This window comes from Chloroflexota bacterium (genome assembly GCA_026708035.1).
Lineage (GTDB): Bacteria > Chloroflexota > UBA11872 > UBA11872 > UBA11872 > JAJECS01.
In genome coordinates, this window is record JAPOVQ010000006.1 from 97,037 (window position 1) to 122,128 (window position 25,092).

General features: G+C 67.4%; 23 protein-coding genes. 15 read left to right on the forward strand and 8 right to left on the reverse strand.

Translation table 11 applies throughout. The features are described from left to right. Positions 1–18: 18 nt before the first annotated feature. The 3 genes from purN to OXG33_02175 are packed head-to-tail and all read left to right on the forward strand — an operon-like array spanning position 19 to position 3,673. Positions 19–645, forward strand: a complete 627-nt coding sequence (gene purN / locus OXG33_02165) for a phosphoribosylglycinamide formyltransferase (GenBank protein ID MCY4112730.1) — start codon at positions 19–21, stop codon at positions 643–645. Continuing rightward, a complete protein-coding gene (gene purH, locus OXG33_02170; protein MCY4112731.1) occupies positions 642–2,192 on the forward strand; it encodes a bifunctional phosphoribosylaminoimidazolecarboxamide formyltransferase/IMP cyclohydrolase in 1,551 nt (516 codons plus the stop codon). Before purN ends, purH begins: the two co-directional genes overlap by 4 nt. Next, positions 2,189–3,673, forward strand: a complete 1,485-nt coding sequence (locus OXG33_02175) for a glycogen synthase (protein MCY4112732.1) — start codon at positions 2,189–2,191, stop codon at positions 3,671–3,673. Before purH ends, OXG33_02175 begins: the two co-directional genes overlap by 4 nt. On the opposite strand, the gene tsaD is transcribed toward OXG33_02175, so the two are convergent. The 4 genes from tsaD to tsaE are packed head-to-tail and all read right to left on the reverse strand — an operon-like array spanning position 3,670 to position 6,467. After that, complete coding sequence (gene tsaD, locus OXG33_02180) at positions 3,670–4,731, reverse strand: tRNA (adenosine(37)-N6)-threonylcarbamoyltransferase complex transferase subunit TsaD (GenBank protein ID MCY4112733.1); 1,062 nt, start codon at positions 4,729–4,731, stop codon at positions 3,670–3,672. The genes OXG33_02175 and tsaD overlap by 4 nt on opposite strands. Then, entirely contained in the window at positions 4,728–5,351 is a 624-nt protein-coding gene (rimI, locus tag OXG33_02185; GenBank protein ID MCY4112734.1) for a ribosomal protein S18-alanine N-acetyltransferase, read from the reverse strand. The genes tsaD and rimI overlap by 4 nt, the downstream gene beginning before the upstream one ends. Continuing rightward, positions 5,344–5,958, reverse strand: a complete 615-nt coding sequence (locus OXG33_02190; protein MCY4112735.1) for a hypothetical protein — start codon at positions 5,956–5,958, stop codon at positions 5,344–5,346. The genes rimI and OXG33_02190 overlap by 8 nt, the downstream gene beginning before the upstream one ends. A 14-nt stretch (positions 5,959–5,972) precedes the next feature. Further along, the gene (tsaE, locus tag OXG33_02195; protein MCY4112736.1) at positions 5,973–6,467 is read right to left on the reverse strand and encodes a tRNA (adenosine(37)-N6)-threonylcarbamoyltransferase complex ATPase subunit type 1 TsaE; all 495 of its coding nucleotides are present in this window, start codon (positions 6,465–6,467) and stop codon (positions 5,973–5,975) included. Between the two features lie 26 nt (positions 6,468–6,493). Here tsaE and OXG33_02200 point away from each other — a divergent pair, with 26 nt between their 5' ends. From OXG33_02200 to OXG33_02215, 4 genes are read left to right on the forward strand one after another with little or no spacing between them, the layout of a single operon-like run. After that, complete coding sequence (locus OXG33_02200; protein ID MCY4112737.1) at positions 6,494–7,696, forward strand: glycosyltransferase family 4 protein; 1,203 nt, start codon at positions 6,494–6,496, stop codon at positions 7,694–7,696. A 55-nt stretch (positions 7,697–7,751) separates the two neighbouring features. After that, positions 7,752–9,119: a hypothetical protein gene (locus OXG33_02205; GenBank protein MCY4112738.1), complete on the forward strand. Its 1,368-nt coding sequence runs from the start codon at positions 7,752–7,754 to the stop codon at positions 9,117–9,119. After that, entirely contained in the window at positions 9,116–10,192 is a 1,077-nt protein-coding gene (locus OXG33_02210; GenBank protein ID MCY4112739.1) for a phosphotransferase, read from the forward strand. Before OXG33_02205 ends, OXG33_02210 begins: the two co-directional genes overlap by 4 nt. Continuing rightward, on the forward strand, positions 10,192–11,604 hold the full coding sequence (locus OXG33_02215; GenBank protein MCY4112740.1) for a UDP-N-acetylmuramoyl-tripeptide--D-alanyl-D-alanine ligase: 1,413 nt from the start codon (positions 10,192–10,194) through the stop codon (positions 11,602–11,604). The genes OXG33_02210 and OXG33_02215 overlap by 1 nt, the downstream gene beginning before the upstream one ends. 1 nt (position 11,605) lies before the next feature. Here OXG33_02215 and OXG33_02220 read toward each other — a convergent pair whose 3' ends face one another. The 3 genes from OXG33_02220 to OXG33_02230 form a co-directional block, all read right to left on the reverse strand. Next, entirely contained in the window at positions 11,606–12,514 is a 909-nt protein-coding gene (locus tag OXG33_02220) for a dihydropteroate synthase (protein ID MCY4112741.1), read from the reverse strand. Positions 12,515–12,927: 413 nt separating this feature from the next. Continuing rightward, positions 12,928–13,812, reverse strand: a complete 885-nt coding sequence (gene folP, locus OXG33_02225; GenBank protein MCY4112742.1) for a dihydropteroate synthase — start codon at positions 13,810–13,812, stop codon at positions 12,928–12,930. Beyond that, the gene (locus OXG33_02230; GenBank protein ID MCY4112743.1) at positions 13,809–14,216 is read right to left on the reverse strand and encodes a cupin domain-containing protein; all 408 of its coding nucleotides are present in this window, start codon (positions 14,214–14,216) and stop codon (positions 13,809–13,811) included. The genes folP and OXG33_02230 overlap by 4 nt, the downstream gene beginning before the upstream one ends. 139 nt (positions 14,217–14,355) lie before the next feature. Here OXG33_02230 and OXG33_02235 point away from each other — a divergent pair, with 139 nt between their 5' ends. Together OXG33_02235 and OXG33_02240 are read left to right on the forward strand one after the other, a co-directional pair. Continuing rightward, a complete protein-coding gene (locus OXG33_02235; protein ID MCY4112744.1) occupies positions 14,356–15,645 on the forward strand; it encodes an alpha-glucosidase/alpha-galactosidase in 1,290 nt (429 codons plus the stop codon). Between the two features lie 50 nt (positions 15,646–15,695). Then, complete coding sequence (locus tag OXG33_02240) at positions 15,696–16,655, forward strand: amidohydrolase family protein (protein MCY4112745.1); 960 nt, start codon at positions 15,696–15,698, stop codon at positions 16,653–16,655. A gap of 34 nt (positions 16,656–16,689) precedes the next feature. Here OXG33_02240 and OXG33_02245 read toward each other — a convergent pair whose 3' ends face one another. Further along, positions 16,690–17,721: a membrane dipeptidase gene (locus OXG33_02245; protein MCY4112746.1), complete on the reverse strand. Its 1,032-nt coding sequence runs from the start codon at positions 17,719–17,721 to the stop codon at positions 16,690–16,692. A gap of 93 nt (positions 17,722–17,814) precedes the next feature. On the opposite strand from OXG33_02245, the gene OXG33_02250 reads away from it, so the two are divergent. From OXG33_02250 to OXG33_02275, 6 genes are all read left to right on the forward strand, one after another. Continuing rightward, positions 17,815–19,080 (forward strand): pyridoxal phosphate-dependent aminotransferase, encoded by a 1,266-nt coding sequence (locus OXG33_02250; protein MCY4112747.1) that lies wholly within the window; start codon positions 17,815–17,817, stop codon positions 19,078–19,080. 76 nt (positions 19,081–19,156) lie between these two features. Continuing rightward, positions 19,157–21,085, forward strand: coding sequence for an ABC transporter substrate-binding protein (locus OXG33_02255; GenBank protein ID MCY4112748.1), 1,929 nt, complete (start codon positions 19,157–19,159; stop codon positions 21,083–21,085). 97 nt (positions 21,086–21,182) lie between these two features. Further along, positions 21,183–22,151, forward strand: coding sequence for an ABC transporter permease (locus OXG33_02260; GenBank protein ID MCY4112749.1), 969 nt, complete (start codon positions 21,183–21,185; stop codon positions 22,149–22,151). After that, entirely contained in the window at positions 22,144–23,133 is a 990-nt protein-coding gene (locus OXG33_02265; protein MCY4112750.1) for an ABC transporter permease, read from the forward strand. Before OXG33_02260 ends, OXG33_02265 begins: the two co-directional genes overlap by 8 nt. 1 nt (position 23,134) lies before the next feature. Further along, on the forward strand, positions 23,135–24,124 hold the full coding sequence (locus tag OXG33_02270; GenBank protein ID MCY4112751.1) for an ABC transporter ATP-binding protein: 990 nt from the start codon (positions 23,135–23,137) through the stop codon (positions 24,122–24,124). Further along, entirely contained in the window at positions 24,121–25,092 is a 972-nt protein-coding gene (locus OXG33_02275; protein MCY4112752.1) for an ATP-binding cassette domain-containing protein, read from the forward strand. The genes OXG33_02270 and OXG33_02275 overlap by 4 nt, the downstream gene beginning before the upstream one ends.

The window sequence follows — 25,092 nt, forward strand, 5'->3', positions numbered from 1 at the left end:
CGCGCCGGATGCCGCTTGATGCGGCTCGGCGTGATGGCCTCGGGCCGCGGCTCCAACGCGCGCGCGATCCTCGAGGCCATTCGGGAGGGTCGGCTGCGCGCGGAAGTGCCGGCGCTGGTGTGCAACCGCGCGGGCGCCGGGGTGCTCGATCTCGTACGCGAGTTCGCCGTGCCCGCCCACCTCATCGTCCGCCGCGACTTTCCCACGCGCAGCGCGCAGCAGCGGCACATGCTGGAGGTCCTGCAGGACGCGCGGGTCGACACCATCGCGCTCGCCGGATTCAGCGCGATCTTTCGTCCGTTCTTCCTGGAGGCATTCCCTTACCGGATCTTGAACATCCACCCGTCGCTGCTTCCGGCATTCGGCGGAACGATGGCGCCCAGACCGCAAGCCGACGCCCTGGCCGCGGGCGTCAAGCTCTCCGGCTGCACCGTGCACCTGGTGACGGAAGACCTGGACAGCGGGCCGATCGTGGCGCAGGCGGCCGTGTGCGTGCATCCTGACGACACGGTGGACACGCTTTCGGCACGCATCCTGGAGCAGGAGCACCGCATCTATCCCGAAGTGCTGCAATGGTTCGCGGATGGGCGAGTTCACGTTCGTGACGGCGTCGCGCACGTTGATCCGCCGGTGACCACGGCATGAGCGCGCCGCGCGCTCTGCTGGCCGTCGCCGACAAGCGCGGCATCGACCGCCTGGGCGCGGGCCTGCACGCCCTGGGCTGGGAAATCGTGGCCTCGTCGGGCACCGCCCAGGCGCTGCGGGACGCCGGCGTTTCGGTGCGGTCGATCGACGAGGTGACCGGTTGGCCCGAGATGTTCGACGGCCGGGTGAAGACGCTGCACCCGGCGATTCACGCCGGCCTGCTGGCGCGACGCGACCTTGAATCGGACCAAGACCAGCTAGTCGAGCATGGGTTGGCGCCGATCGACCTCGTGGCCGTGAACCTGTATCCGTTCGCGGCGACCCTGGCCCGAACCGACGATCACGCGGAGCTGGTCGAGAACATCGACATCGGCGGTCCGGCCATGATTCGGGCCGCCGCCAAGAACCACGCCGGCGTCTGGACCGTCACCGATCCAGACGACTACGACCGCGTCCTGGCCGCCATCGAGGCCGGTGGGGAGGGCGCGGATCTGCGGCGCGAGCTGGCGGCCAAGGCCTTCGCGCTCACGGCCTTCTATGACGCGCACGTGGCCGGATACTTCCAGGCGGAGGCCGGGGACGACTTTCCACGCCGGCTGACGGTGCCGCTGCAGAGAGTGCAGGACCTCCGCTACGGCGAGAACCCCCACCAGCGCGGCGCGTTCTACGCGGCTGGCGATCCGGAGCTCGGCCACGGCGCGCTCGCGGGCATCGAGCAGCTGCACGGCATGGAGTTGTCTTACGTCAACATTCTCGACCTACAGGCCGCCTGGGCCGCCGCGAACGACCACGACCGGCCGGCCGTCGCCATCGTCAAGCACACCAATCCGTGCGGCCTTGCGGTGCGGAACTCACTGCAAGAGGCGTATGTGAGCGCGCACGCCGGCGATCCGCTGTCCGCATTCGGCGGCATTGTGGGATTCAACCGCGAGGTCGACATCGAGACCGTCGCGGCGATGAAGGGCCACTTCTATCACGTGGTCGTGGCGCCCGGGTACGCCGACGACGCGCTGCGACGGCTGCGCCGGCGCAAGAGCCTGCGCATCATCTGCTGGTCCGATCCGCCGGACAGGCGCCCGCTGCGGTTCGAGTCGGCCCACGTGTGGGGCCTCGACCGCGGCTATCTGGTGCAGGACCCCGACCGAAGCCCCGGGGAAAACCTCGAAATGCGGTCGGTGTCGGCCGTGCCAGCAACGGATGCGGATCTGGCGGAGTTGCGATTCGGGATGCGGGTGATTCGGCACGTGAAGTCCAACGCCGTGGTGCTCGTCAATGACGGCATGCTCGTCGGAGTGGGCGTCGGCCAGATGAACCGCGTCGACGCGGTGCGCCACGCCATCGCCCACGCAGGAGCCATGGCCGCGGGGAGCTATCTGGTGTCCGATGCCTACTTTCCCAAGACGGACGGCCCGGAGGAGGCGCTGGCAGCCGGCGTGCGGGCCATCGCGGCTCCCTCCGGCTCGGTCGAGGACGACGCGGTGGTGACCGCCGTCGATGCTCACGAGGGCGTGCTGGTGTTCGTGGGCGAACGCCACTTCAAACATTGAATTCAGCCGACGCGCGCCCGCTGCGGGTGCTGATGCTCGCCGCCGAGTGCACGCCCTACGCCTGGACCGGCGGCTTGGGCGACGTGGTCGGGTCGCTGCCAACCGCGCTGCGCAACCTTGGCGCCGACGTGCGGGTTGCGCTGCCGCACTACGGAGCGATCGATCCCGCAGTGCATCCGATCACGTCGAACGGCGCCGCGTTGAGGGTGTCCATGAATGGGGCCGTCGAGCAGGGCAAGGTCGGGCAGGTGGAGCGGAGCCCGTTCCCGCTATACCTGATCGGCAGCGACGACTACTTCGCAGGCCGGCCCGACCTGTACGGCTACCCAGACGACGGCCATCGGTTCGTGTTCTTCTCGCGCGGTGCGCTGGAGGCCACGCGGACGCTGGGATGGCGACCGGACGTTGTCCACTGCCACGACTGGCATTCCGGCCTGGTTCCCAACTGGATTCACGCCGCGAGGTCCAATCGGGCGCACGCCAACGGCCCGGCGACCGTGCTGACGATTCACAACCTGGCCTACCAGGGGCATTTCGGCGAAGAGCTGTTGCACGCCGCGGGGCTTGCGGACGGGGAATCTCCGGAACACACGACAGGTCCCGAGCCTTCGCCGCGGGTGAATTTCCTCGCGCGCGGCATTCGCTTTGCCGACGCCGTCAACACCGTCAGCGCCACCTATGCCCGGGAAATCTTGACGCCGGCCTACGGCGAGCGACTGGACGCGCTGCTCCGTGAGCGGCAGGACGGCATCGCGGGCATCGTCAACGGCATCGACACGGTTACTTTCGACCCCGCAACCGACCCGCACCTGGCGGGCAACTTCAGCTTGCGAGACATGACGCCTCGTGCTCGAAACAAGGCCGCGCTGCAGCGCGAGCTCGGGCTGCCGGTTGAAGCCGACACGCCCCTGCTGGGCATGGTGTCGCGACTGGCCGACCACAAGGGGCTGGATTTGCTGGCGCCGGTGTTGCCCCACATCGTCGAGCGCGGGGCGCAACTCGCGGTGCTGGGCACCGGCGACCCGCGCCACCACGAGCTGCTGTCCCAGGCCGCCAGCCAGCACCCCGATCACGTCGCGGTCGCTCTCCGCTTCGACCCGCCGCTGGCGCAGCGGATCTACGGCGGGACGGACATGTTCCTCATGCCGTCGCGCCACGAGCCGTGCGGCCTGGGCCAGCTCATCGCCATGCGCTACGGCAACGTGCCGGTCGTGCGCGCCACGGGCGGGCTCGCCGACACGGTGCCGGATTTTGACGCGCGAACCAAGCACGGCACCGGGTTCGTGTTTCATCGCTACGACCCCATCGACTTCTTTGGGGCCATCGCGCGCGGGCTGGAGACCTACCGTTACCCGGACGCCTGGCGCGCGCTCATGCGCCAGGGCATGGCCCACGACGCCTCCTGGGACGCCGCCGCGCGCAGCTATCTCGATCTCTACAGCCGCGCGCTCGACAGCCGACGGCCCGCCGGACTCGCCTAAGCCAGCGTCAATCCAGGTTCGGGTTCGAGGGGATTGGTCGCCACCTCGCCGCGCTCCAGTCGCCAGGTCCCGGCGACCGCGATCATGCTGGCGTTGTCCACGCAGTGCTTGAGCGCGGGCACGTGCACGGGAACCGGCGAAGCCGCGTCCAGCGCCGCGCGCAGCCTCGCATTCGCCGCCACGCCGCCGGTGAGCGTGATCGTGGCGGCGCGCATCTGTTTGGCCGCGCGCACGGTCTTGGCCACGAGAACGTCAACCACGGAAACCTCGAACGCATGGGCCACATCCGCCACGAAGTCGGCATCGTCGATGCCGGCCGCGCCGTTGTCCGCCGCACCAATCCGCGCCGCCTCGACCGGACCCAGCTCGTCGTGGACCAGCCGCCGCACCGCGGTCTTGAGCCCGCTAAAGCTGAAGTCGCTGGTGCCCGGGAGCCAGGCTCGCGGCAGCTCGAAGGGGGATCCGTCGCGCCCTTCCGCCGCCCGCTGGATGGCCGGCCCGCCCGGATATGCCAAGCCAAGCATCCGCGCCACCTTGTCGAAGGCCTCCCCGGCGGCGTCGTCGCGCGTGCGGCCGATGACCCGGTATTCGCCGAGCGCGGCGCCATAGACAAGCTCGGTGTGACCGCCGGACACGATTAGCGCCATCAGCGGAAACTCCGGCGGATCGCCGTTGTTGAGCCACGGCGAGGCGAAGTGGCCTTCCAGGTGGTTCACCGGAATGAGCGGGCAGTCCACGGCCGCCGCCAGACCCTGCGCGAAGCCCAGACCCACCAGCAACGAGCCGGGGAGTCCGGGGCCCTGCGTGACGGCCAGCGCATCGATCTCGGCAGACTCGACTCCCGCGTCCGCCAGGCACGCGTTCCACACGGCGTCGATGGCCTCGACGTGGATGCGAGCGGCGGCTTCCGGCACGATGCCGCCCATCGCGGCGTGCGGCTCGATTTGGGTCTGGCTCTTCAGCGCCAACTCCTCACGTCCCGCCCGGACCACCGCCACGGAAGTGTCGTCGCAGGACGTCTCGATGGCCGCGACCAGCGGCCGGTCCGCGACCGTCATAAGCGTGCGGCCCAGCTGAGGCGCTCGGCCAGATCGCGCTCATTGCGCGTGAGGCGCGCATGGAAGTCCGGCCCGTGGATGGGTTCGCTCCACATGATCAGCGCATCCTCCCGATCGTCGCTGTAGTAGCGCGGGCGCACGCCATGGTCTACGAAGCCGTACTTGCGATAGAGATTCTGCGCCGCCCGGTTGCTCATGCGCACCTCGAGCGTGATGCGCGTGGCGCCGCGCAGCCGGCTGAGCTTGGCCATCTCGATGATCAGCGCTTCGGCGAACCCGCGCCGGCGGTAGTCGGGATCGACCGCAATGGTCGTGATATGCGACTCGTCGATCATGAGCCACATCCCACCGAACGCGACGATGTCGGTGCCCGGCGCCGGGGCGCGCGGCCACAGGTTGAACGGAAACCGTCGCGGAGGGGGCTGCGGCGGCGGCTCCACGCCGGGGCGGCGCGCCACGAAATACCACGCCCGCTGGTTATCCATGATCTCCCGTCGATACGAGTCGCGCGGCCAGGGCACGGAGAACGAGGCCCTCTCGATGCGTCGCACCTGGGGCAGGTCATCGAGCTGCATCGGCTCGATCACGATCTCCGGACCAGCGGCGCGACCGTCAACCATGGCCGGCAGCGGGGGCGTAGATTGGCCGGGCCACTTCCACGCCAACCATCGACGGATCGCGCTCGCCCGCCAGGTGGCCGACGGCTTGCGCGACCTCAACGGGCTGAATGCGTCGCAGCCGCAGTCCGGAAGCGAGGATTCCCTCCGCCGAGTCGTCGTCGACGTCACCGGCCACGGTCACGCCCGATCCAAGCTGCGCCGCGAGCTCGGGCGGGCCGATGGCGGGGCCAAGCGGCGCGCCCCGCCCAGCGGTCCAGCAGTAGAGGCGGCCACGGCCGGCGGGGATGACGATCGGCCCGGCGTGGCCGCCGGCGGCGCGAGTCACCGCCGCCGCGGATCGCACACCAACGAAGGGCACGCCCAGGCCGGTCGCCAGGCCCTTCGCGAAGGCCACGCCGGCGCGCAGTCGCGCATAACGTCCCGGCCCCATGGCCGCGGCAACCGTGCTCAGGCGCCCATGCAATTCCTGCACGGACAGATTCTGGCCCGAGTGCACGGCCCGCAGGCCGCTGATGAGCGGCGTCAGCGCGGTGTCGCCCTGCCACGACGCCAGCACATCGTCACCGTGCAGCAGCGCCATGGCGGGCGCGGAGCCTGTGGTGTCCATCGCGAGTACCATCGTCAGCGCGCCGCCATCCGTGCTCCCACGCCCGCGAGGAGTTCCCGACTGCGAGGTCCGCCGGCTGAGAGCGTCAACGTGCGCCGGTTCGTCGACTCCGCCTGGATCGCCACGAGCAAGCAGTCGGCGGGCATTCGATCACCGGCTCGTTCGGACCACTCGACAGCCGTGACCGCCGGTTCGTCGAGCAAGTCCTCCCAGTCGATGGAATCCAGGTCGAGCGCGCCCGCCAGGCGGTAGAGATCAACATGCTGCAGCCGCAATCGGCCCGACCCATAGACCGACACGAGCACATAGGTCGGCGACGTCACGCCCTCCACGACGCCAAGCCCCTGGGCAATGCCCTGGGCGACCACGGTTTTGCCCGCACCCAGCTCGCCCTGAAGCGCGACGAGGTCTCCCGGCCGCGCAGACCGACCAATGGCGGCGCCAACGGCCCGCGTAGCGTCAGGCCCGTCGGACACGAATTGGGTTTGGGCATCCGTACGGATGGTCAATGCACCCTCCACGAAAGACGACGGCGATGAGCCTTCGCGTCGCCATGATCGCGCCGACGGGATTCTTCGCGGACTACGGGTGTCACGTGCGGATCCTGGAGGAAGCCCGTGCGCTGCAAGCGCTGGGCCACACCGTCACAATTTTTACCTATCCGACCGGCGCCACGCCGGACGGGCTACGCGTGGTGCGACTTCCGGCGTTTCGCCGTCAGTCGGGCGCGCACGTCGGCTCGCACCGGCGCAAGCTGCTCCTAGACCCACTGCTGGCTGGATTGGTGCTCGCTCGCGGCCTGCGCCAACCCATTGACGTGGTGCACGGCCACCTGCACGAAGGCGCGGCGATTGGCTGGCCGCTCGCGCGCGCTCGTCGGGTGCCGCTGATCCTGGACTACCAGGGAAGCCTGACCAGCGAGATGGTGGACCATCGATTCCTCTCGCCGGACGGTCCCGGACTGCAGATCTTCAGCCTGATCGAGCGTGTGACCGAGGCTGCGGCCGACCGCGTCGTCACGAGTTCGGCGTTTGCCCGGGACCAGCTTGCCGGGCGCAAGTCGTGGTCGGCGGGACGGATTCTCAGCGTTCCGGACGGCGTCGACGTGGCGCGGTTTCGCCCGCGAGCGCCCGAAGATGCTGCCGACCTCTCCACGATGCGCCGGCAGCTCGGCATTCCGCCGAGTCGGCTGGTGGTCGGCTACCTGGGCCTGCTCGCGGAATACCAGGGGACCGGCGACCTCATTCGGGCCGCGCGCCTGGTGGTGGACGCCGAGCCCGGAACGCACTTCCTGATAATGGGCTACCCCAACGCCGCGGAATACGAGCAGGCGGCCAGACAGGCCGGGCTCGCGGAGCACGTCACGTTCACGGGCCGAGTCCCCTATGCCCAAGCCCCGGCGCACCTGCGGCTCTGCGACCTCGCGGTGGCGCCCAAGCGGTCGGAAACGGAGGGCAACGGCAAGGTGCTGAACTACATGGCCACCGGCCTGCCGACCGTGGCCTACGCACGTGGAGTAGCCGCCGAGTTCCTGGGGCCGGAGGCCCGGCTGGCCGAGCGGGGGTCGGTGCCGGCGCTCGCCGTCGAGATCCTGGGCCTCGTGCGAGACGCCGACACGCGCCGAACTTACGGCGAGAATCTGCGAGCGCGCGCCGAGCAGGAGTTCTCCTGGCGGCGACAAGTGGGCAAGATTCTCGACGTCTATGCGTCGGTTGGCGCGGAAGCGCGGCACGACTGATTGCTACCGTAACCCTGACGCCCGCCACACGTCGGAGGGTCGCATAGAGCCTGGGTTGGCGATCGGCCTGGCGGCCGGCTTCGCCTTCGTCATTGCCGCGGGGGGCTCTGCGGCGCTTCGACGTTGGTTGCCGCACTTTCGTTCGGCCGAGGTCAAGCGGGGGGCGCACCAGATCGCCACGCCGCTCGGCGTGTCCGGCAAGCTGCCGCTCGTGGGCGGCCTTGCCGCCGCCGTCGCCGCGGTTGTCGCCGCGGCGCTGTTGTCGGCGGGCCCAGCCGCATCCAGCGCCTGGTGGGTGCTGGCCGGCGCGGCCGGGTTCTTTCTATTCGGGCTCGCCGACGACCTGCGCAAGACGCGCGTCGGACGCGGCGTGCCCGAGGGCGCCTACCTGGTCATCGCGCTCATCCTCAGCGTCGGCGCGACGGCGCTCGTGGTTGGCCCCGGCGCCCACGAATCCGGCGCGGCATCGCCCTACGCGCTGGCGCACTGGCTGGGAACGGGCGCGCACGTGCCGCTGAGCGTCTGGTACCTGGCGCTGATCCTCGGAACGACGCTGGCAACCAGCTTCAGCGACGGCATGGACGGCCTCACGCCCGGCACGGTGGCCATCGCGACGGCCGGCGCCGCGCTCGCGGCCGGGATTGCCGCCGGTGTCGGTCATGCCGGTTGGCCGCTCGGCGTCGCGGCCATTGCCGCCGGGCTCCTAGTGTGGAATTTGCCTTCGGAGTGGTCGCCGGCAAATCGCGGCGCCAATCGGCGGGCAAGCATCTACATCGGCGACAGCGGAGCCCTGATGCTCGGTGCGGCCTCGGCAGCCGCGGCAATCGTGGCCGGCGTCGACTTGCTGTGGCCGCTGATCGCGGCGCCCCTGCTGCTGGAAGGCCTCTCGTCACTGCTGCAAGCCAAGATCCTGGTGCCGCTGTACCGACGCTGGCGCGATCCCCGGCTGTCGGACGGCTCGCCGGTTCCGCATCAGCGATTCCCACTGCCGCTGTTGGCGTCGCCGCTGCACTACCACTGGGAGATCGTCGGCCTGAATCGGCAAAAGATCGTGCTGGGATTCTGGGCCGGCACCCTCGCCACCGCAGGCCTGTGCGCCATCGCGGCTGCGATGCTGGAGTCGGCGTGGGCGGCGCTGGCCATCGCCCTCGCCGCGGCGGTGGGCGCGGCCTTCTGGGGCGTCGCCACGTGGACCCGTCCGGCATTCGTCGCCGCCGACGGCGACTTCCTGCTGCTCTATCACGGCCGGCCCATCAGCTTCCTTGGATGGCTGTTGGCGCGACGACGACGCGTGGTGGGCGACGCGGATGCGGTACGGGCGGCTGCAGACGGGGGTCTCCTCGACCGGCCGATGAACGCCCACGTGCTCGACGCGACCCTCGAAGAGTTGCTGGCCGACGACGCGAAACGGCTGGGGACGTGAGTACATCCGGCGCGAGTGAGGACCTGCGTGTCGGAGTGGGCGCAATACTTGAGGCGAGTGGCCAGCCGGGTCCATGGTCCTGGCATTCCGTCGCCGCCGACGCGCGGCATGAAATCTGGCGCATCCGCTCCGGCCCGGTGTCGCTGATCGTCAAGGTGTACCGGCCGCAGGTCGACCGCTACTACCACCACCGCTGGCGGCGCGAGGAGCGGGCGTTGGACCTGCTTAGCCGCCAGGCGCCCGGATTGGCGCCCGAGCCACACGGGGCCGTGCTGGCGCCGGACGCCTTTGCCGCCGTGGCCATGGAGGACCTGGGAACCGATTCCCTGGCCGACCGGCTCGAAACGGCGGACTCGGACGAGCGCGCCGGCTCGGTGAAGCGCGCCGTTGAAGCACTGACCGCCTTTCACCAGGCCGCGGCTCGCAACTCGGGCATGCTGAGGGCGCTCGCCTACCAGAGCGATCTGGACCGCATCACGCGCGACACGCTGCGCCGGCGCCTTGCCATTGCCGCGGCCCGGCTCGGCGATCCGTCGACCGCTCCCGAGCCTGACGCCACGCCGCGTGCCGTGGCGCCGCAACTCCCTTGGCAAGACCTTGAGGCCGGCATCGTGCGACCGCTCATCCGCGCGTCGCGGCTGGTGGTGCACAACGGGTTCTCGCCGCTAAACCTGATGCCGCGTCCCGACGGGCGGCTGGCCGTCATCGACTGGGAGACCCTGGCGGTGGCCGCCCCCGCACTGGACGCGGCCGACCTGCTGACGTTTCCGGGATTCGCCCTCTCCGCGGACGCCATTGAGGATCACGCCGCCCAGCTGGCCGGCGCGTCGGATGCCGCCGCACCAATCCAGGTGTTTTGGGCCGCCGCCGCCGAGCGCAGCTTGACCTACGCCGCCACCGCCGCCGTGCGCGAGCGCCGCGGTCAGGCAGCGTCGCAAACTGATCGGGCGTCGACCTACGCCTCGCGTCGTCGGTGGTATCTCGGCGTGTTTGACGAGACCTTGGAGCGCCTGGATCTGGATGCCGGCGCGCGTCGTCGCATCCGCGGCGCGGTGTCCGGGCTCAACGGCTGATGTTCAGCCTGGCCGACGTGGCCGTCGCCGCCGAGCAGCCGGTCCCGCGCGGCGCCGACGACCTTGTCATGACCGCCGCGCACTTCGACAGTCGCCGCATCGAGCCCGGCATGCTCTTCGTGGCGCTGCCCGGCGCCCGAGTGGACGGCCACGATTTCGTTGGCGACGCCTTCGCCCGCGGCGCCGCGGCGGTGCTGTGCGCCAGGCGCGATCCGGATCAGCCCATCGAGCGCCAAGTGATCGCCGCGGCGCCGCAGTCCGCGTTCGAGCGGTTGGCGGGCGCGCTGCGCTCGCGCTCGACGGCGACGTTTGTGGGCGTCACGGGCAGCAATGGCAAAACAACCACGAAGGAAGCCGTGGCTGCGGCCTTGAGTGCCGCCGGATCCACCATTTCCACCGAGCGAAGCGAGAACGCCGAGGTGGGCGTGCCGGCCACCCTGTCGCGGTTAGCGCCCAGGCACCGCTACGCGGTGGTCGAAATCGGCGCACAGGTGGTCGGGGAAATCGCCCGCTACTGCGGCTACGCGCGGCCGGACGTGGGCGTGATCACGTCCATCGCCGGCGCGCACCTGGGGCTACTCGGTTCGATGGAGGCCATCGCCACGGCCAAGGGCGAGCTTTTTGAGTCTCTCCCGGAAGACGGGCCCGCCATCGTGAACGCCGACGATCCTTGGTCCGATGCGTTGCGGCGTCGCGCACCAGGGCCGGTGGTGTCGTTCGGCCGGTCGGACGCGGCGGATGTGCGCGTAGGCGGCGAACTGCTGGCCGATCCTCCGGGGACACGCGTGCACATCACGGCTGGGAGCTTCACCGACAGCGTTGACGTTCCCGGCACGGCCGGCGCCATCGATCTTGCGTTCGGCGCGGCGGTCGCGACGACCCAGGCTCTTGGGGTGGAACCCGCGACGGCCTGCCGCGGGTTGCGCAAGTTTCGGCCCGCGCCGCACCGCATGCGGCTCCAGGCGCTGCCCGGAGGCGGCCTACTGCTGGACGACACCTACAACGCGAACGCATCCTCCATGAAGGTCGCTCTGGACACGCTTTCCGCCGTGACCGTTGCGGGGCGCCGCATCGCCGTGCTGGGCGACATGTTCGAGTTGGGCAGCTTTGCCCCAGCCGCCCATGAGCAGGTGGGACGGGATGCCGCCACTGTGGATCGATTGGTCTGCGTCGGCGCGCTGGCCACCGAGATTGCCGCGGGCGCCCGTGCGGCGGGTCTGCAATCCGTGGACTTGATTCCCGCCGACACCGAGGACGCCGCATCGATAGCTGCAGCGGTGGACGCGGCGGCGGTATGGCTGCGCCAGGAACTGGCAGCCGGCGACGCAGTGCTGCTGAAAGCCAGCAACGGCATGGGCTTTGCCCGCCTGGCAGACGCGGCTACGGAAGCCCCGCAGCTCTCCGCCGGCTGATTCAGCCCCCGGCGCGTTTGGCCTTGCGCGCCTCTTCGCGAGCCTGCTCGGCGCGGTAGTTGGAGATCCAGTTCATGGAGTACTCATCGCGGCCCCGGATGAGGTTGGCCGCCAGCACCGCGTGCCGGATCTCCTTGTGCGTCATGTCCAGGATCGCCGCGGTCAATCCGGCCTCCATCGCCATGAGCAGGGTCGCCCCGTTCAGGGAGCGCCGGGCCGGCAATCCGAACGACACGTTGCTCAGCCCGACGGACATGTTCAGGTCGTCCTCCCGATGCAGCGTGCGAATGGCGCCCAAAAGACCCGGCCCGAAGACATCGTTGGCCCCCACCGGCAGGCACACCGGGTCAATGACGATCCGGTCGGCGGCAATGCCGTGCTCGGCGGCGCTCGCCACCAGCGCGCGCGCATTTTCAACCCGTTCCTCCGCCGTTTCCGGCATGGCGGCGCCGCCCTTGGTGCACATGCCGATCATGCAGGCGTCGTGCTCGGCAATGGCCGGGAGCAACTCCTGCATGTAGTCCGCCTCGAATGGGACGGAATTCACCAGCGGCCGACCCCGCGCAACTTCGAGCCCCGCGAGCAGCACGTCGATGGTGTACGAGTCGATCGAGACGGGCACGTCCACCACCTCTTGCACCGCGCGCACGGCGTCGCGCATCTTGCGCGCCTCGATCTCGTGGTGCGGATCACCCGTGTTGACGTCGATGACCTTGGCGCCCGCCGCGACCTGCCGCGTGGCGTCACGCTGGACGTAGGTCCAGTTGCCCTCGTCGTAGGCGCGCTGGAGTCTCGGCTTGTTCGTCGGGTTGAGGCGCTCGCCGATGGGCACGAAAGCCTCATCCGGGCTGATCACCACTTCCAGGCCGTCACGGCCGCGAAGCACCGTGCGCACGGAACCTCGATTCACGGCGTGGGCGCGGCGCCCTGGCATGAGGCGTGCGCAAAGGAGTGGTTGAGCATACGAACGGCGAGGCAGCCTGGCAACGCGTCCAGAATTGCGAAGCCCAGTTTCAACAGATTCGTCATTCCCGTGGAGCCTTTCCCCGCGGAGGCGGGGAGCGGGAATCTACCCTTCATTGAACCTGCGGGCGGATGGGACTCGCCCGGTCATCGTCAAGCTTGGCTGGATCTTGCAGCGATCTCCGGAGGGAGAGTCCTTGCTGAATCCGGTAGGGGCGGGTCTGAGACCCGCCCGATGCCAAGCGCCCGGCGCGCCTCCAGATTCGACCGGACTGGATTCCGGCCTCCGCCGGAATGACGGAGGGGTCACGCCGAAGTCTTCGGAGGAGCGCCTCCCATCTCGGCTCGCCCGCCGTCCGCCTAAGCGCCCGGACGATAGATCGCGTCGGCCATCGCCAGCGCTCGCCTGGTGGCTTCCACGTCATGGGTCCGTACCAAATCCGCGCCATTGGCTACCGCGACTACGGCAGCTGCTAGTGAGCCCTCGAGACGCCGATCGGCCGGCAGTCCCAGCACATAACCGACGAACGACTTGCGAGACACGCCTACCATGAGCGGCGCCTCAAGCGTCTTGAGCGCCGGCATTCCCCGGAGCAGGTCGACGTTCTGCTCCGGAGACTTTCCGAATCCGAATCCCGGATCGAAGACCAGTCGATCGCGCGGAATGCCGGCGCCCAGCGCCCGGTCGAGCAGCCGCTCGCCGTCGCGGCACACATCGCGCACCAGGTCGTCGTAGTCCACGGCTCCGACGTGCGGGCCGATTGCGGAGCGCCGCACTTCGCCGCGACGATTGTGAGTGACGACGAAGGCAGCTCCGGATTCAGCGGCGGCTTCGAGAATCTCGGGATCGTGCATGCCGCCGGTCACGTCGTTCACCATCACCGCGCCCATGTCGAGCGCCGCGCGCGCGACGGCGGCCTTGCGCGTGTCGATGGACAGCGGCATGTTCGGCGACCGCTTTCGCAGTTCCGCAATCGCCGGACTGACGCGGTCGATCTCCTCGTCCGGCGGTACCTCCGCCGCACCGGGCCTCGTGGATTCGCCACCCACGTCGATGATGTCCGGCGCCGCGTCCAGCAGCGCATCGATGCGGGCTTGCAGCGCCTCGGCATCGTTCGCCACGCCGTCGCCGCTGAACGAGTCCGGGGTCACGTTCAGCACGCCCATCACGAACGTGCGCGTGCCCCAGTCGAGGACGCGAGAGCCGAGCCGCAGCGCGCCGCGGTCTACGGACGGGTCATTCACGTGGGTCGCGCGACATCGCCTTTGGACATGTGACGCACGGTCTTGCCGGAGTCGGCGAACGTCCGCATGACCTCCGGCTTGCCGTAGGTCCAGGCGATGCGCATCGCCTCCGTGCCCTCGTTCCAGAACCGGTGGTGCGAGCCCTCGGCGATCCAGATGTGGTCGAAGGGCCGCAGTTTCAGCACTTCGCCGTCGACCGAGCACATCGCTTCACCCTCGACGCAGGTGATGCACTCCTCCGTGTCGTGGAAGTGCATGGGCAGGCCCGCGCCCGGTTCCATGATGGTCATGCCGGACGAGACGTTCTGTGAGCCGCGATCGCCGTTCATCAGCGGGATGCTCCGGACTCCCGATCCTCGATCGAAAACCTGCGCGTCGCTCTCTCGTATCACGACCTTCGGCATCTAATTCTCCCTGCAACGCGCCGACGCACGCCGGCGCAGCGTCATAACGCTACCCCACCCGGACCGAGTTCGGCGTGGTAGCTTCAGCGGCGACGACAGTGGACGCCTTGAGCCCCACTCGCGCGAGGAAGGCCGCACCATGCCCAAGGTGGCCATGATCGGCGCCGGCAGCACCGTCTTCGCCACACGCCTTATCGGCGACATGCTGACCTATCCGGAACTGGCCGACTCGACCATCACGCTCGTCGATGTCGATCAGCGGCGGCTGGCCACCACGCGGGCGCACGCCGAGCGGGCCGTCGAGCAGCTCGGCGCCGGCATGCGCATCGAAGCCCCGGCGACCAGGCGCGAGGCGCTGGAGGACGCGGACTACGTGATCGTGATGGTGATGATCGGCGGCGTGGCGCCCTTCGAAATCGACATCCAGGTTCCCGCCCGATTCGGCATCGACCAGACGGTCGGCGACACGCTGGGTCCCGGCGGGGTCTTCCGCGGCCTGCGGACCATTCCGTTTCTGCTGGAGCTTGCCGACGAGATGGAGGAAGTCTGCCCCGACGCGCTGCTGCTCAACTACGCCAACCCGATGGCCATCAACTGCTGGGCCATGAACGCCGCCACCGACATCGAGACCATCGGCCTCTGCCACAGCGTGCAGGGCACCGCCCGGCAGCTGGCCGGGTACTGCAACATCCCCGCCGACGAGGTGACCTACTGGGTCGCGGGAATCAACCACATGGCGTGGTTTCTGCGATTCGAGCACCAGGACCAAGACGCCTACCCGCTCATTTGGCAGGCGAGCGAAGACCCGGACATCGTGGCGCAAGACCCGATTCGATTCGACCTCTTCAAGCACTTCGACTACTTCGTCACCGAGTCCAGCAACCACATGTCGGAATACATCCCCTACTACCGCAAGAACGCCGATCTGATCACGAAGTACCTACCGGAGAAGTGGGACTATCCGAACTTCTGGCCCATCGATCGCGAGGCGTCACAGGAGAAGGTCAGAAAGCAGCTGGCCTCGACGGAGCCGCTGGATCTCTCCCGCAGCCACGAGTACGGCGTGCAGATCATTCACGCCATCGAGACCGACACGACGCTCCGCGTGAATGCCAACGTGGAGAACACCGGGCTCATCACCAACTTGCCTGCGGGCGCCTGTGTTGAAGTTCCCTGCCTGGTGGACAAGACCGGCGTGCAGCCCTGCCACGTGGGCGACCTGCCGACGCAGCTTGCCGCGCTGAATCTCTCGAATATCAGCGTGCAGGAGATGTGCGTGACGGCGGGCCTCGCCGGCGACCGCCGCATGGCCATGCAAGCCGTGCTGCTGGACCCGCTGACGGCCGCCATCCTCACCCCGGCCGAAGTCGAGCGAATGGTCGACGAAATGCTCGACTCGCAGACCGACTACCTCGGCTACCTGCAGTAAGTGCCAGGGCCGATCCCGCCGTCCTCCGTCCACCGAGTCAGGAAGCACCCATGATCATTGACGCGCACACCCACATCTTCGACCGCTCGGTTGGCGGCGCGAGCGAGAACTTCCCGCTCTGGCCGGGCAACCGCTGGGGCGCGAGCGCACCGGACCTCATCGAGCAAATGGACCGGGCCGGCATCGACAAGGCCTTCCTCATCAGCTACACGCCGGTCGACGTCATGGCGCACTATCCAGCCGACGAGCGCGACCACAAGCTCGCCGTCTTCCAGCACTACCTGACCAAGGAATACTTCGTGCGGATGTGGCGGCAACATCCGGACCGGTTCGTGTGGATTTCAGACTCGATCGACCCGCGGGTGCCCGGATACGTGGAGCGAGCGGCCGCGGACCTGGACCTCGGCGCAGCCGGCCTCAAGCTGCTGCCGCTCTTCGTCGATACCGAGATGGGCGATCCGCGCTGGCGGCCAATCTTCGAGCTGCTGCGCGACCGCGGCAAGCCCTGCATCATCGACATCTCGTGGTGGTACGCCCACTTCCCCTGGTTCGCGCCCAGCGTCCTCGGCAAGTACGCCTCGTTCACGGAGTACGTGAAAGGCTTCGGCGAGCTTGTGGCCGATTTCCCGGATGTCGGGATCCAGTTGGCCCACTACGGCACGCCCGCGCTGCGGGACCGCGAGAATCCATCAGCGCCATTGCGCTATCACCTGCTCGATGAAGTCATCGAGTTCATGCTGGCCTACCCGAATCTTCACTGCGATCTGGGGGCGTATCAGCACGTGATCGGCGCCGACGAGCCCTATCCGTACCTGAGCGCGCTAACAATCCTTGAAATCCTGGTGCAAGGAATCGGAACCGACCGCATTCACTGGGGCACGGATTGGCCCTACCTGGGCGTGCAGCCCTACGAGAACCTCATCCGCGCCATCCGCGAGGCGCCGTTCCTCAACCAGGACGGGGTGGACAAGATCCTGGGGCAGAACGCGCAGCGATTCTTCGGACTCTAGGTACCGAGCAGAACCCGGCCCCCGACGTATCCGGTCAAGGCAGCGACGCCTCGATCACCCGGAGCATGTTGCCGCCCAGGATCTTGAGCGTTTCGTCCTCCGTGTAGCCACGCTCGAGCAACGCCACCGTCACGTTCGGCAGCGTGCTGGTGTCCTCGAAGTCCTTGGCCCAGGTGAAGTCGTCCTCGGCAATCCGTTGATTGAAGCTCACGTTGCGGGTCCGCTGGGTGCCGTCCAGGAGGTAGTCGGGACCGAGGCCGACGCTCTCAATCCCGCCCGCGTCAACCAGGTAGTCGATGTGCGTCAGCACGTCGTCGATGGTGGCGTGGCCACTGTCGAGCAGCACCCGCGAGCAGAAGTGGACGGCCGCCACGCCGCCGTTGTCGGCCAGGTCCTTGATCTGATCGTCCCAGAGCAGCTGGGTGCTCCTGGGGTTGAGCTCACGGGCGCCGGTGTGGGAGTTGATGACGGGCCGATCGGTGATGGCCAGCACGTCGGCAATCGTGGCGACCGATGAGTGCGACACGTCGAGCAGCATCCCCAGCGCGTTCACTTCGGCCACGACCTCGCGGCCAAACTCCGTCAGGCCGGGTTCGTCGGTGTCCGACTGCGCCGTTCCCACCTGGTTGCGGGTGGCCCAGTGGAGCTGCAAGTGGCGCATACCGAGGCGGTGGAAAACCCGAAGTGCCGCCAGACTGCCCTCGAGCAGCTTCGCGCCTTCCGCGCCCAGGATGAGGCCCAGGCGGCCGGTGCGCTTGGCCTCCAGGATGTCGGCCGCGCGGCGCACCACGAAGACCTCGTCGGGCATGGTCTCGATGGTGGCGAAGATCTCGTCGTAGGCCTCCATGGCGTCGCGCATGAAGCCCTCGCTGCTGTAGAGCGAGCGCTCGAACTCGGCTCGGCTGTCCGAGAAGGCGCGCCCCGACACCGTCGCCTGCACCACCTTGGCCGTCACGCCGCCGGCAATATCCCGCCGCAAGTCCTCCGCCCGCACCATGTGGTCGTGCGCCAGCACTACCAGCGCGCGCTCGTGCAGGGCATGCCCGGCCGAAATCTTTGTACGCAATTGTTCGTTTCCCGATCTGTCTGACTCTATAACCGCCGCCCAACGATACCGCCACACCGAGCGACTCCCTGCGCCGCCCCAAGTCGAGCCGAAATGGCGCTGCGTGGTAGCCTCGCGCCCACCCAATTTCCGGTGCAGGCGGCGCCGTTGAAGATTGCGCATCACATTGGGGCCATGCCCCCCGTAGGGTCGCGGCTGCTCGCCACGCAGGTGAAGGCCGCCCGCCGTCGGGGAATCGACGTGCTGCCGCTGATGCCCTACGCCGAGCGGCCTCCATCCCCGGAGGCAATCGAGGCCGTGGCGCGCGAAATCCGCCTCAACCGCGAGGCCCCTTCGCGCGGCCTGTCCGAGCTCCGTGAGGTCGTGGCGGAGGGCATCGGCGCCGAGATTGGCCAGCCCGTGGACCCCGAGGCCGAGGTGCTCATCACCAACGGCTCCATGCAGGCCCTCAACCTCGTGTTTCGGGCGATCCTCGACCCCGGCGACGAGGTCATCATTCCGGCGCCCTGCTACTTCTTCGGCGGCTGCGTCGAAATGGCCGGCGGTCGCCCAGTGCACGTGGCCATGGACGAGGCCGGAGACTACGCCTGGGACATCGAGCGGATCGCCGCCGCCGTCACCCCGCGCTCGGTGGCCATCGTGGTCAACACCCCGGTAAATCCCACGGGCGTGGTGCTGGAGGAGGGCACGCTGCGCGCCATTGCCGACCTGGCCGAGCGCCGCGACCTGCTGATCGTGTCCGACGAGTCCTACGACACCATGGTCTACGACGGACGCCGGCATGTGAGTTGCGCGAGCATCGGAAACGCCGCCTCGCGCACCGTGCTGATTCGCAGCTTCACCAAGAGTTTCGCGATGCCGGCGTGGCGGGTGGGCTATATTGTCGGCCCCCGAAGCATCATCGACGCGAGCACCAAGGCGCTCGAATGGGAACAGCTTCACGGCAACCACGTCGCACAAGCCGGAGCTGCGGCCGCGATGCGCCATCCGGTGTATCCCGGGGACAGCATGGCTCGCGAATTCCAACAACTCCGCGACGTGATTCATCCATTCGTATCGTCCGATCGTCCGCTGCACGCCCTGAAGCCGGCCGGAGGGCCATTCGTGTTCATCAACGTGTCCGGGGCGTTCGACTCATCGACGCAGGCCTCGGCGGCCCTGCTGGAGACCGGCATCCCGACCACCGCGGGGCACTTCTGCCGGTCGGACCGGCACGTGCGCATGGCATTCGGCGCGTCTCCGGAAGTCCTTCGCGAAGCCGGACGCCGCATGGCGGACGTCGTCGCCACCCATACCAGCGATCAACCAATTCAAGCCGAGCAAGCAGCGAATAGGAGGGCCGTACTTAGCACCAGGTAGTTGAAGGACACACAGTCAAGATCATCCCGCTAGGACGTTCCTGGACATGGGCTGATCTGAGACGGGGAGGATGTTTGTGACAGGAAAACGAGCACTATCGAAGGCCCTCAGCCGCCGGATGATTCTGCGGAGCGGAGCCGCCGCCGTCGCTGGCGGCGTTGGCGCTGCCGCGCTCGCGGCGTGTGGCGAGGCTGAGGTCGTCGAAAAGACCGTGACGGTCACCGTCACCGAGGTCAAGGAAGTCGTCAAGGAAGTTCCGGTCGAGACGGTCGTCACCAAGGAAGTCGTCAAGGAAGTTCCGGTCGAGACGGTCGTCACCAAGGAAGTCATCAAGGAAGTTCCGGTCGTCGAGGTCAAAGAGGTCGAGGTCGAGAAGGTCGTAACCCAGGAGAAGATCGTCGAGGTCGAGGTCGAGAAGGTCGTGACGCAGGAGAAGGTCGTCGAGGTCATGGTCGAGAACCCGAAGGCCGACAGCCTCGTCATCGGGCTTCCGGTGACGGCGCGGGTCGACGATCTCGACGGATCGCAGGTCTATGAGTTCCAGACCAAGATCCACGCCTTCTGCACCTCGGAGAGCTTGCTGCTCTACGACTATCAGACCCAGACGCTGAAGCCCCGCCTGGCCGAGAGCTGGGAGGTCGCGCCCGACGCCACGTCGGTCACCTTCACCCTGCGTGAAGGCGTCACCTGGCACAACGGCGACCCGTTCACGCCGGAAGACGTGGTCTTCAACTTCAACCGGATCTTCCGGGACGACGACCCGTACCACGCCGAGGGCACGTTCTACTACAACGGGTTCGCGCAGCCGTTCTACGGCGACACCGAGGTGCTCGACGGCCGCACGGTGCGCGTAAACCTGACGCAGCCCGACGCGCTGGCGGCGGAGAAGTTCGGTGCGTTGGACAGCTCGTACATGGCCCATCCGCCGAGCGTGATGGAGCATGGCAACCGCGAGTACTCCACCGATGTGGACAAGTACGTCGGCACGGGGCCCTACATCCCCGTGGAGCTGAGACCGGCCGAGCTGGTGCGCATGGTGCGCAACGAGAACTGGTGGGGCCCCAAGCCCGACTTCGACGAGCTGATCTTCCGCCTCTTCCCGGGCGGGCAGGCAGGGGCCGACGCGCGGGTGAACGCGCTGCTGGCCGGCGAGGTCGACGTGGCGCTGTACACGCCGGCCACGCGGCGCAATGATCTGTTTCGCACCCCCGGAATCGGCGCCAAGTGGTTCTCCAACTTCGTGCTGGGGTACTTCTACATCAACCACACGTTCCCGCTGTTCCAGGACAACCGGGTGCGCCAGGCCGTGGCGCGATCGTTCGACCGCGTCAGCTTCTACGAGGCCACCGCCGGCCCAACCGTGCTGCCGTGGGGCAGGTTCTGGTTCCCCGGCTCGCCGTATCTGAACGACGCGGCGGAGCTGGACTACGACCCGGCGCAAGTCGCGTCGTTGATGCAGGACGCCGGCTTCTCCATGGGCGGCGACGGTGTGTGGGCCAATGGCGACATGCGGGCCGAGTTCAAGATCCAGTACTCTGGCGACCCGGGCGCGCCGCCGGACCGCGAGACGTTCTGGATGCAGGGCTTGAACGATCTTGGATTCTCCGTGGAGCTCGACGCCTGGGATCCCGCGATCCGCGCCGACTTCGACAGCGGCCCCTTCGCCCAGCAGAACCTGAACGTGGGCGGTTGGGGTGTCGGCGTGTTCCTGGGCGACCCGGCCTTCGCCTATCAGCGTTGGACGGCGGGCGATTTCTTTGCCCTCAGCTACATGGACAACGCTGAGATGAACCAGCTCTACCAGGACATCCTGGTCGAGGCCGACGCCGACAACCGGACGTCGAAGGTGCACCGGATGCAGGAGATCGCCGCCGATCAGGTCCCCTGGATTCCGTCCACGGTATCCACGCTCGGTGCGGCCTGGCGGGAAGAGAAAGTCACCAACGTGACCTCCGGCGCGACCCAGTACAGCTACCCGTGGCTGTACAAGGTGGCGCCCGTTTAGGAGTTGCCTTGGTGGCGGGGATTCGCGCTCGCGGTCTTAACGGACCGCAGGCGCGGGTCCCCGCTTCCCCGCCTCGCCACGGACCGGCCTCCCCATCATGACCCGATACATCGCGCGCCGTCTTCTGTCAGTCATCCCGCTGCTCATCGCGGTGAGCCTCATCGTGTTCGGGATGAGCAAGGCCTTGCCGGGCGACCCTGTCGCGATCTTCCTGCAGCAAGCGGACATAGCGAATCCAGAATTAGTAAACGCCATGCGGGACAAGTATGGCCTCAATGACCCATTGCCGGTGCAGTATTGGACCTGGCTCAGCCTTATGTTTCAAGGCGATATGGGCGAGTCGATTCGGCGGGGTGAACGCGTTTCCGACCTGCTCTTCCGGGGGATGCGAAACACGTTCAGCGTCGCCACCGCCTCGGTCGCTCTCGTGATCGTGGTCGGGTGGACGATGGGCGTCCTTTCCGCGGTCGTCCACAACCGCGCCTGGCCTCAGGCCATCACGCGTTTCCTGGCTCAGGCTCCGGTCTTGATGATCAGCATCCCCGGATTCGCCGTCGCGGTATTCATGGTGCTCATCTTCGGCATCTCCCTCGGATGGCTGCCCACCAGCGGTGTATCCAATCCCCGGGAAGGCGACGACGTCATTGACCTCGCCAAGCACCTCATCCTGCCGACTATCGGGCTGGCGCTGGCCTCGGTCGGCGGGAATTGGCGGCTGGCGCGAAACACCATGATCGAGGTATTGCGTGAAGACTATATTCGAATGGCCCACGCCAAAGGCCTACCGCTCTGGCGCGTCTACTTTGTGCATGGCCTTCGCACAACCCTTGTCCCGCTCCTGACAAGCGCCGGACTGCTGTTCGGATCTCTGCTGACGGGATCGTTCATCCTGGAATACATCTTCGCCTGGCCCGGCATCGGCTTACTTCTCGTCGAGTCTACGGTAAATCGTGATGTTCCGGTCGTCATGGGCGCAACAATCTTGATCGCTTCGCTGTATATCGTCCTTAACCTAGCAGTCGATATTCTCTACGCCATCGTCGACCCGCGTGTACGCTATGCATAGCGCGCTATCACCGAATAAACCCGCCGGGCAACGCTTAAGGCGGACTGCCACATTTCTGCGTGATCATCCGGTCTTGAGCGCATCGCTCATTCCCATTCTCCTCCTCATCATCATCGCCCTCATCGCACCGTTGCTGCCCATCACCGATCCGAATCGAGCCAATCTATCCGTTCGCTATCTTCCACCGCTATCCGAAGCCTATATCTTGGGGACTGATCGCCAGGGCAACGACGTCGTACACGCGGAACGAAACCCAGACCTGTTCCCCTCAAGCGTCGTTGAGCGCTATGAGCCTCCGGTACGCAAGCACTACGTTCTCGGGGCCGATAGCCTCGGCCGCGACATCGTCTCCCGGCTCATATGGGGCAGCCGCGTCTCATTGCTGATTGGCATTTTCGCCAATGTCGCGGTCGTGCTGATTTCGGTCTTCTTCGGCCTGCTCGCCGGATATCTCGGCGGGCGTGTGGACGGCGTGATCATGCGCCTGGTCGACATCGGGCTTGCGTTTCCGGGCCTGCTGCTGGCGCTCCTCATCCTTACCGTGCTCGGACCGTCGGTCATCAACATGGCGGTTGCCGTCATCCTGTCGTCCGTGCCACTCAACATTCGATTCTTCCGCGGCCAAGTGCTAACCGTGAGAAACGCCAAATACGTCGAGGCTGCGCGCCTGCTTGGGTACAACAATCTGCGAATCATGTTCCGAGAAGTGCTGCCGAACGTGATGCCGCTGATCATCACGGTGACGGCCCTGAATGCCACGAGCTTCTTCATTTTCACCGCCGGCTTCAGCCTGATCGGCATGGGTCTCCAGCCGCCCGACCCCGACTGGGGAACCATCATGTCGGACGGCCTGCGCGCGCTCTATGAGCAGCCCGCGGTGATCCTGGGCCCGACGATCCTAATCTCTATTCTGGCGATCTGCTTCAACATCCTCGGCGACGAGGTCCAGAAGATCCTCAGCCCGCGCGAAAGCCAGCTTTAGGATGAGCGTCACCGCCGCGACGGAACCGGTGCTCGCCGTGAAGGACCTGCACACGCACTTCTTCACCAAGACGGCGACGGTGCGCGCCGTCAACGGCGTGAGCTTCAGCATCTATCCCGGAGAGATCGTGGGTCTCGTCGGCGAATCCGGCTGCGGCAAGTCGGTAACCGCAATGTCCATTCTGGGGCTGGTTGACACCCCGGGACGGGTGGTGAACGGCACCATCACCTTCGATGGTCGCGACATGCGCAGGATGTCCGGCGGCCAGCTTCGCCGCGTCCGGGGTCATGAGATCGCCATGATCTTTCAGAATCCCATTGGCGCCCTGAACCCGGTGTTCAGCGTCGGGCGTCAGCTCGTCGAGGCCATCCGCACCCACCAGCGTGTCGGCCGCCGCGAGGCGTACCAACAAGCCGTCGGCCTGCTCGAGCGCGTCGGGATTCCCGATCCCGAGCAGCGGTTGCCGCAATTCCCCCATCAGTTCAGCGGCGGCATGGCGCAGCGGGTTGTCATCGCCATGGCGCTGGCCAACCGGCCCAAGTTGCTCATCGCCGACGAGCCGACGACGGCGTTGGACGTCACCATCCAGGCGCAGATCATCGACCTGCTGGCCGAGCTGAACCAGGAGTTCGGCATGGCCGTGCTGCACATCACCCACAACATGGCGCTGGTGGCCGAAAGCTGCGCCCGCACCATCGTGATGTACGGCGGAAAGATCGCCGAGAGCGGCGAAACGCCGGTGGTCTTCGACGATCCAAAGCATCCCTACACCCAGGCGCTGCTCGGGTCAGTCCCAGACCTCGATCAGCCCGACCAGATCATCGATCCGCTCGAAGGGTTCCCGCCCGACATCACCCGGGAGTGGCCGGGCTGCGAGTTCGAGCCGCGGTGCAGTCAGCGCTTCGAGCGCTGTCCGGTCGAAAACCCACTGCTGCGCGAGGTAGCCGTCGGACACGCCGTGCGCTGCCACCTCTATGAGGCGGCCTCATGAGCGACACCGTTGCCCCACTGCTGCAATGCGAAGGGCTGGTCAAGGCGTTCAGCCTGCCCCGCACAAAACTCATGGAACGGCGGCGGTCACTGCTCGCGGTTGGCGGGGTCGACCTCAGCCTCGACGCCGAGGAAACGCTGGGCCTGGTCGGCGAGTCGGGCTGCGGCAAGACCACGCTGGGACGCCTGATCGTCGGACTGGAGCAGCCCACCAGCGGCAGCGTCATCTTCAGCGCACGCAAGGCGTCGTCTTCCGGTGGAAATGAACGCCTCGACGTGGCGAGGAATGCTCAAATGGTCTTTCAGGACCCGTTGGGATCGCTCAATCCGCGAAAGCGCATCCGCGACGCCATTGCCGAGCCGCTGAAGATTCACGAGATCGTCCCCGACGACGCGATTGACGAGCGCGTCAACGATTTGCTGCAGGAAGTCGGGCTACCGATCGAGTTCGGCGCGCGCTTCCCGATGCAGGTGAGCGGCGGACAGCAGCAGCGCGTGGCCATCGCGCGAGCCCTGTCGGTGGAAAGCGAGTTGCTGGTCGCCGACGAGCCGTTGTCGTCGTTGGACGTATCCGTGCAGGCGCAGATCCTGGACCTGCTGCGGCACATCCGTGACCGGCGGCGCCTGAGCGTCATCTTCATTTCCCACGACCTGGCCGTGGTCCAGCAACTGTGCAACCGGGTGGCGGTGATGTACCTCGGCAAGATCGTGGAAGAAGGGGAAACTCGCAGGCTGTTTCAGCGCCCGCGGCATCCCTACACCACCGCCCTGCTCTCGGCGGTGCCCCGAGTCAAGACAGCCGCCGGCGAGCGAATCCGCCTGTCCGGTGAACCGGCCAGCGCCGCCAACATTCCGCCTGGATGCCCCTTCCACACGCGCTGCTGGAAGGCCGCCGATATCTGCCGCACCGACGTGCCGAAGCTTGAGTCCCTGGACGGCGCTCAGGTCGCTTGCCACTTTCCCGAGTGA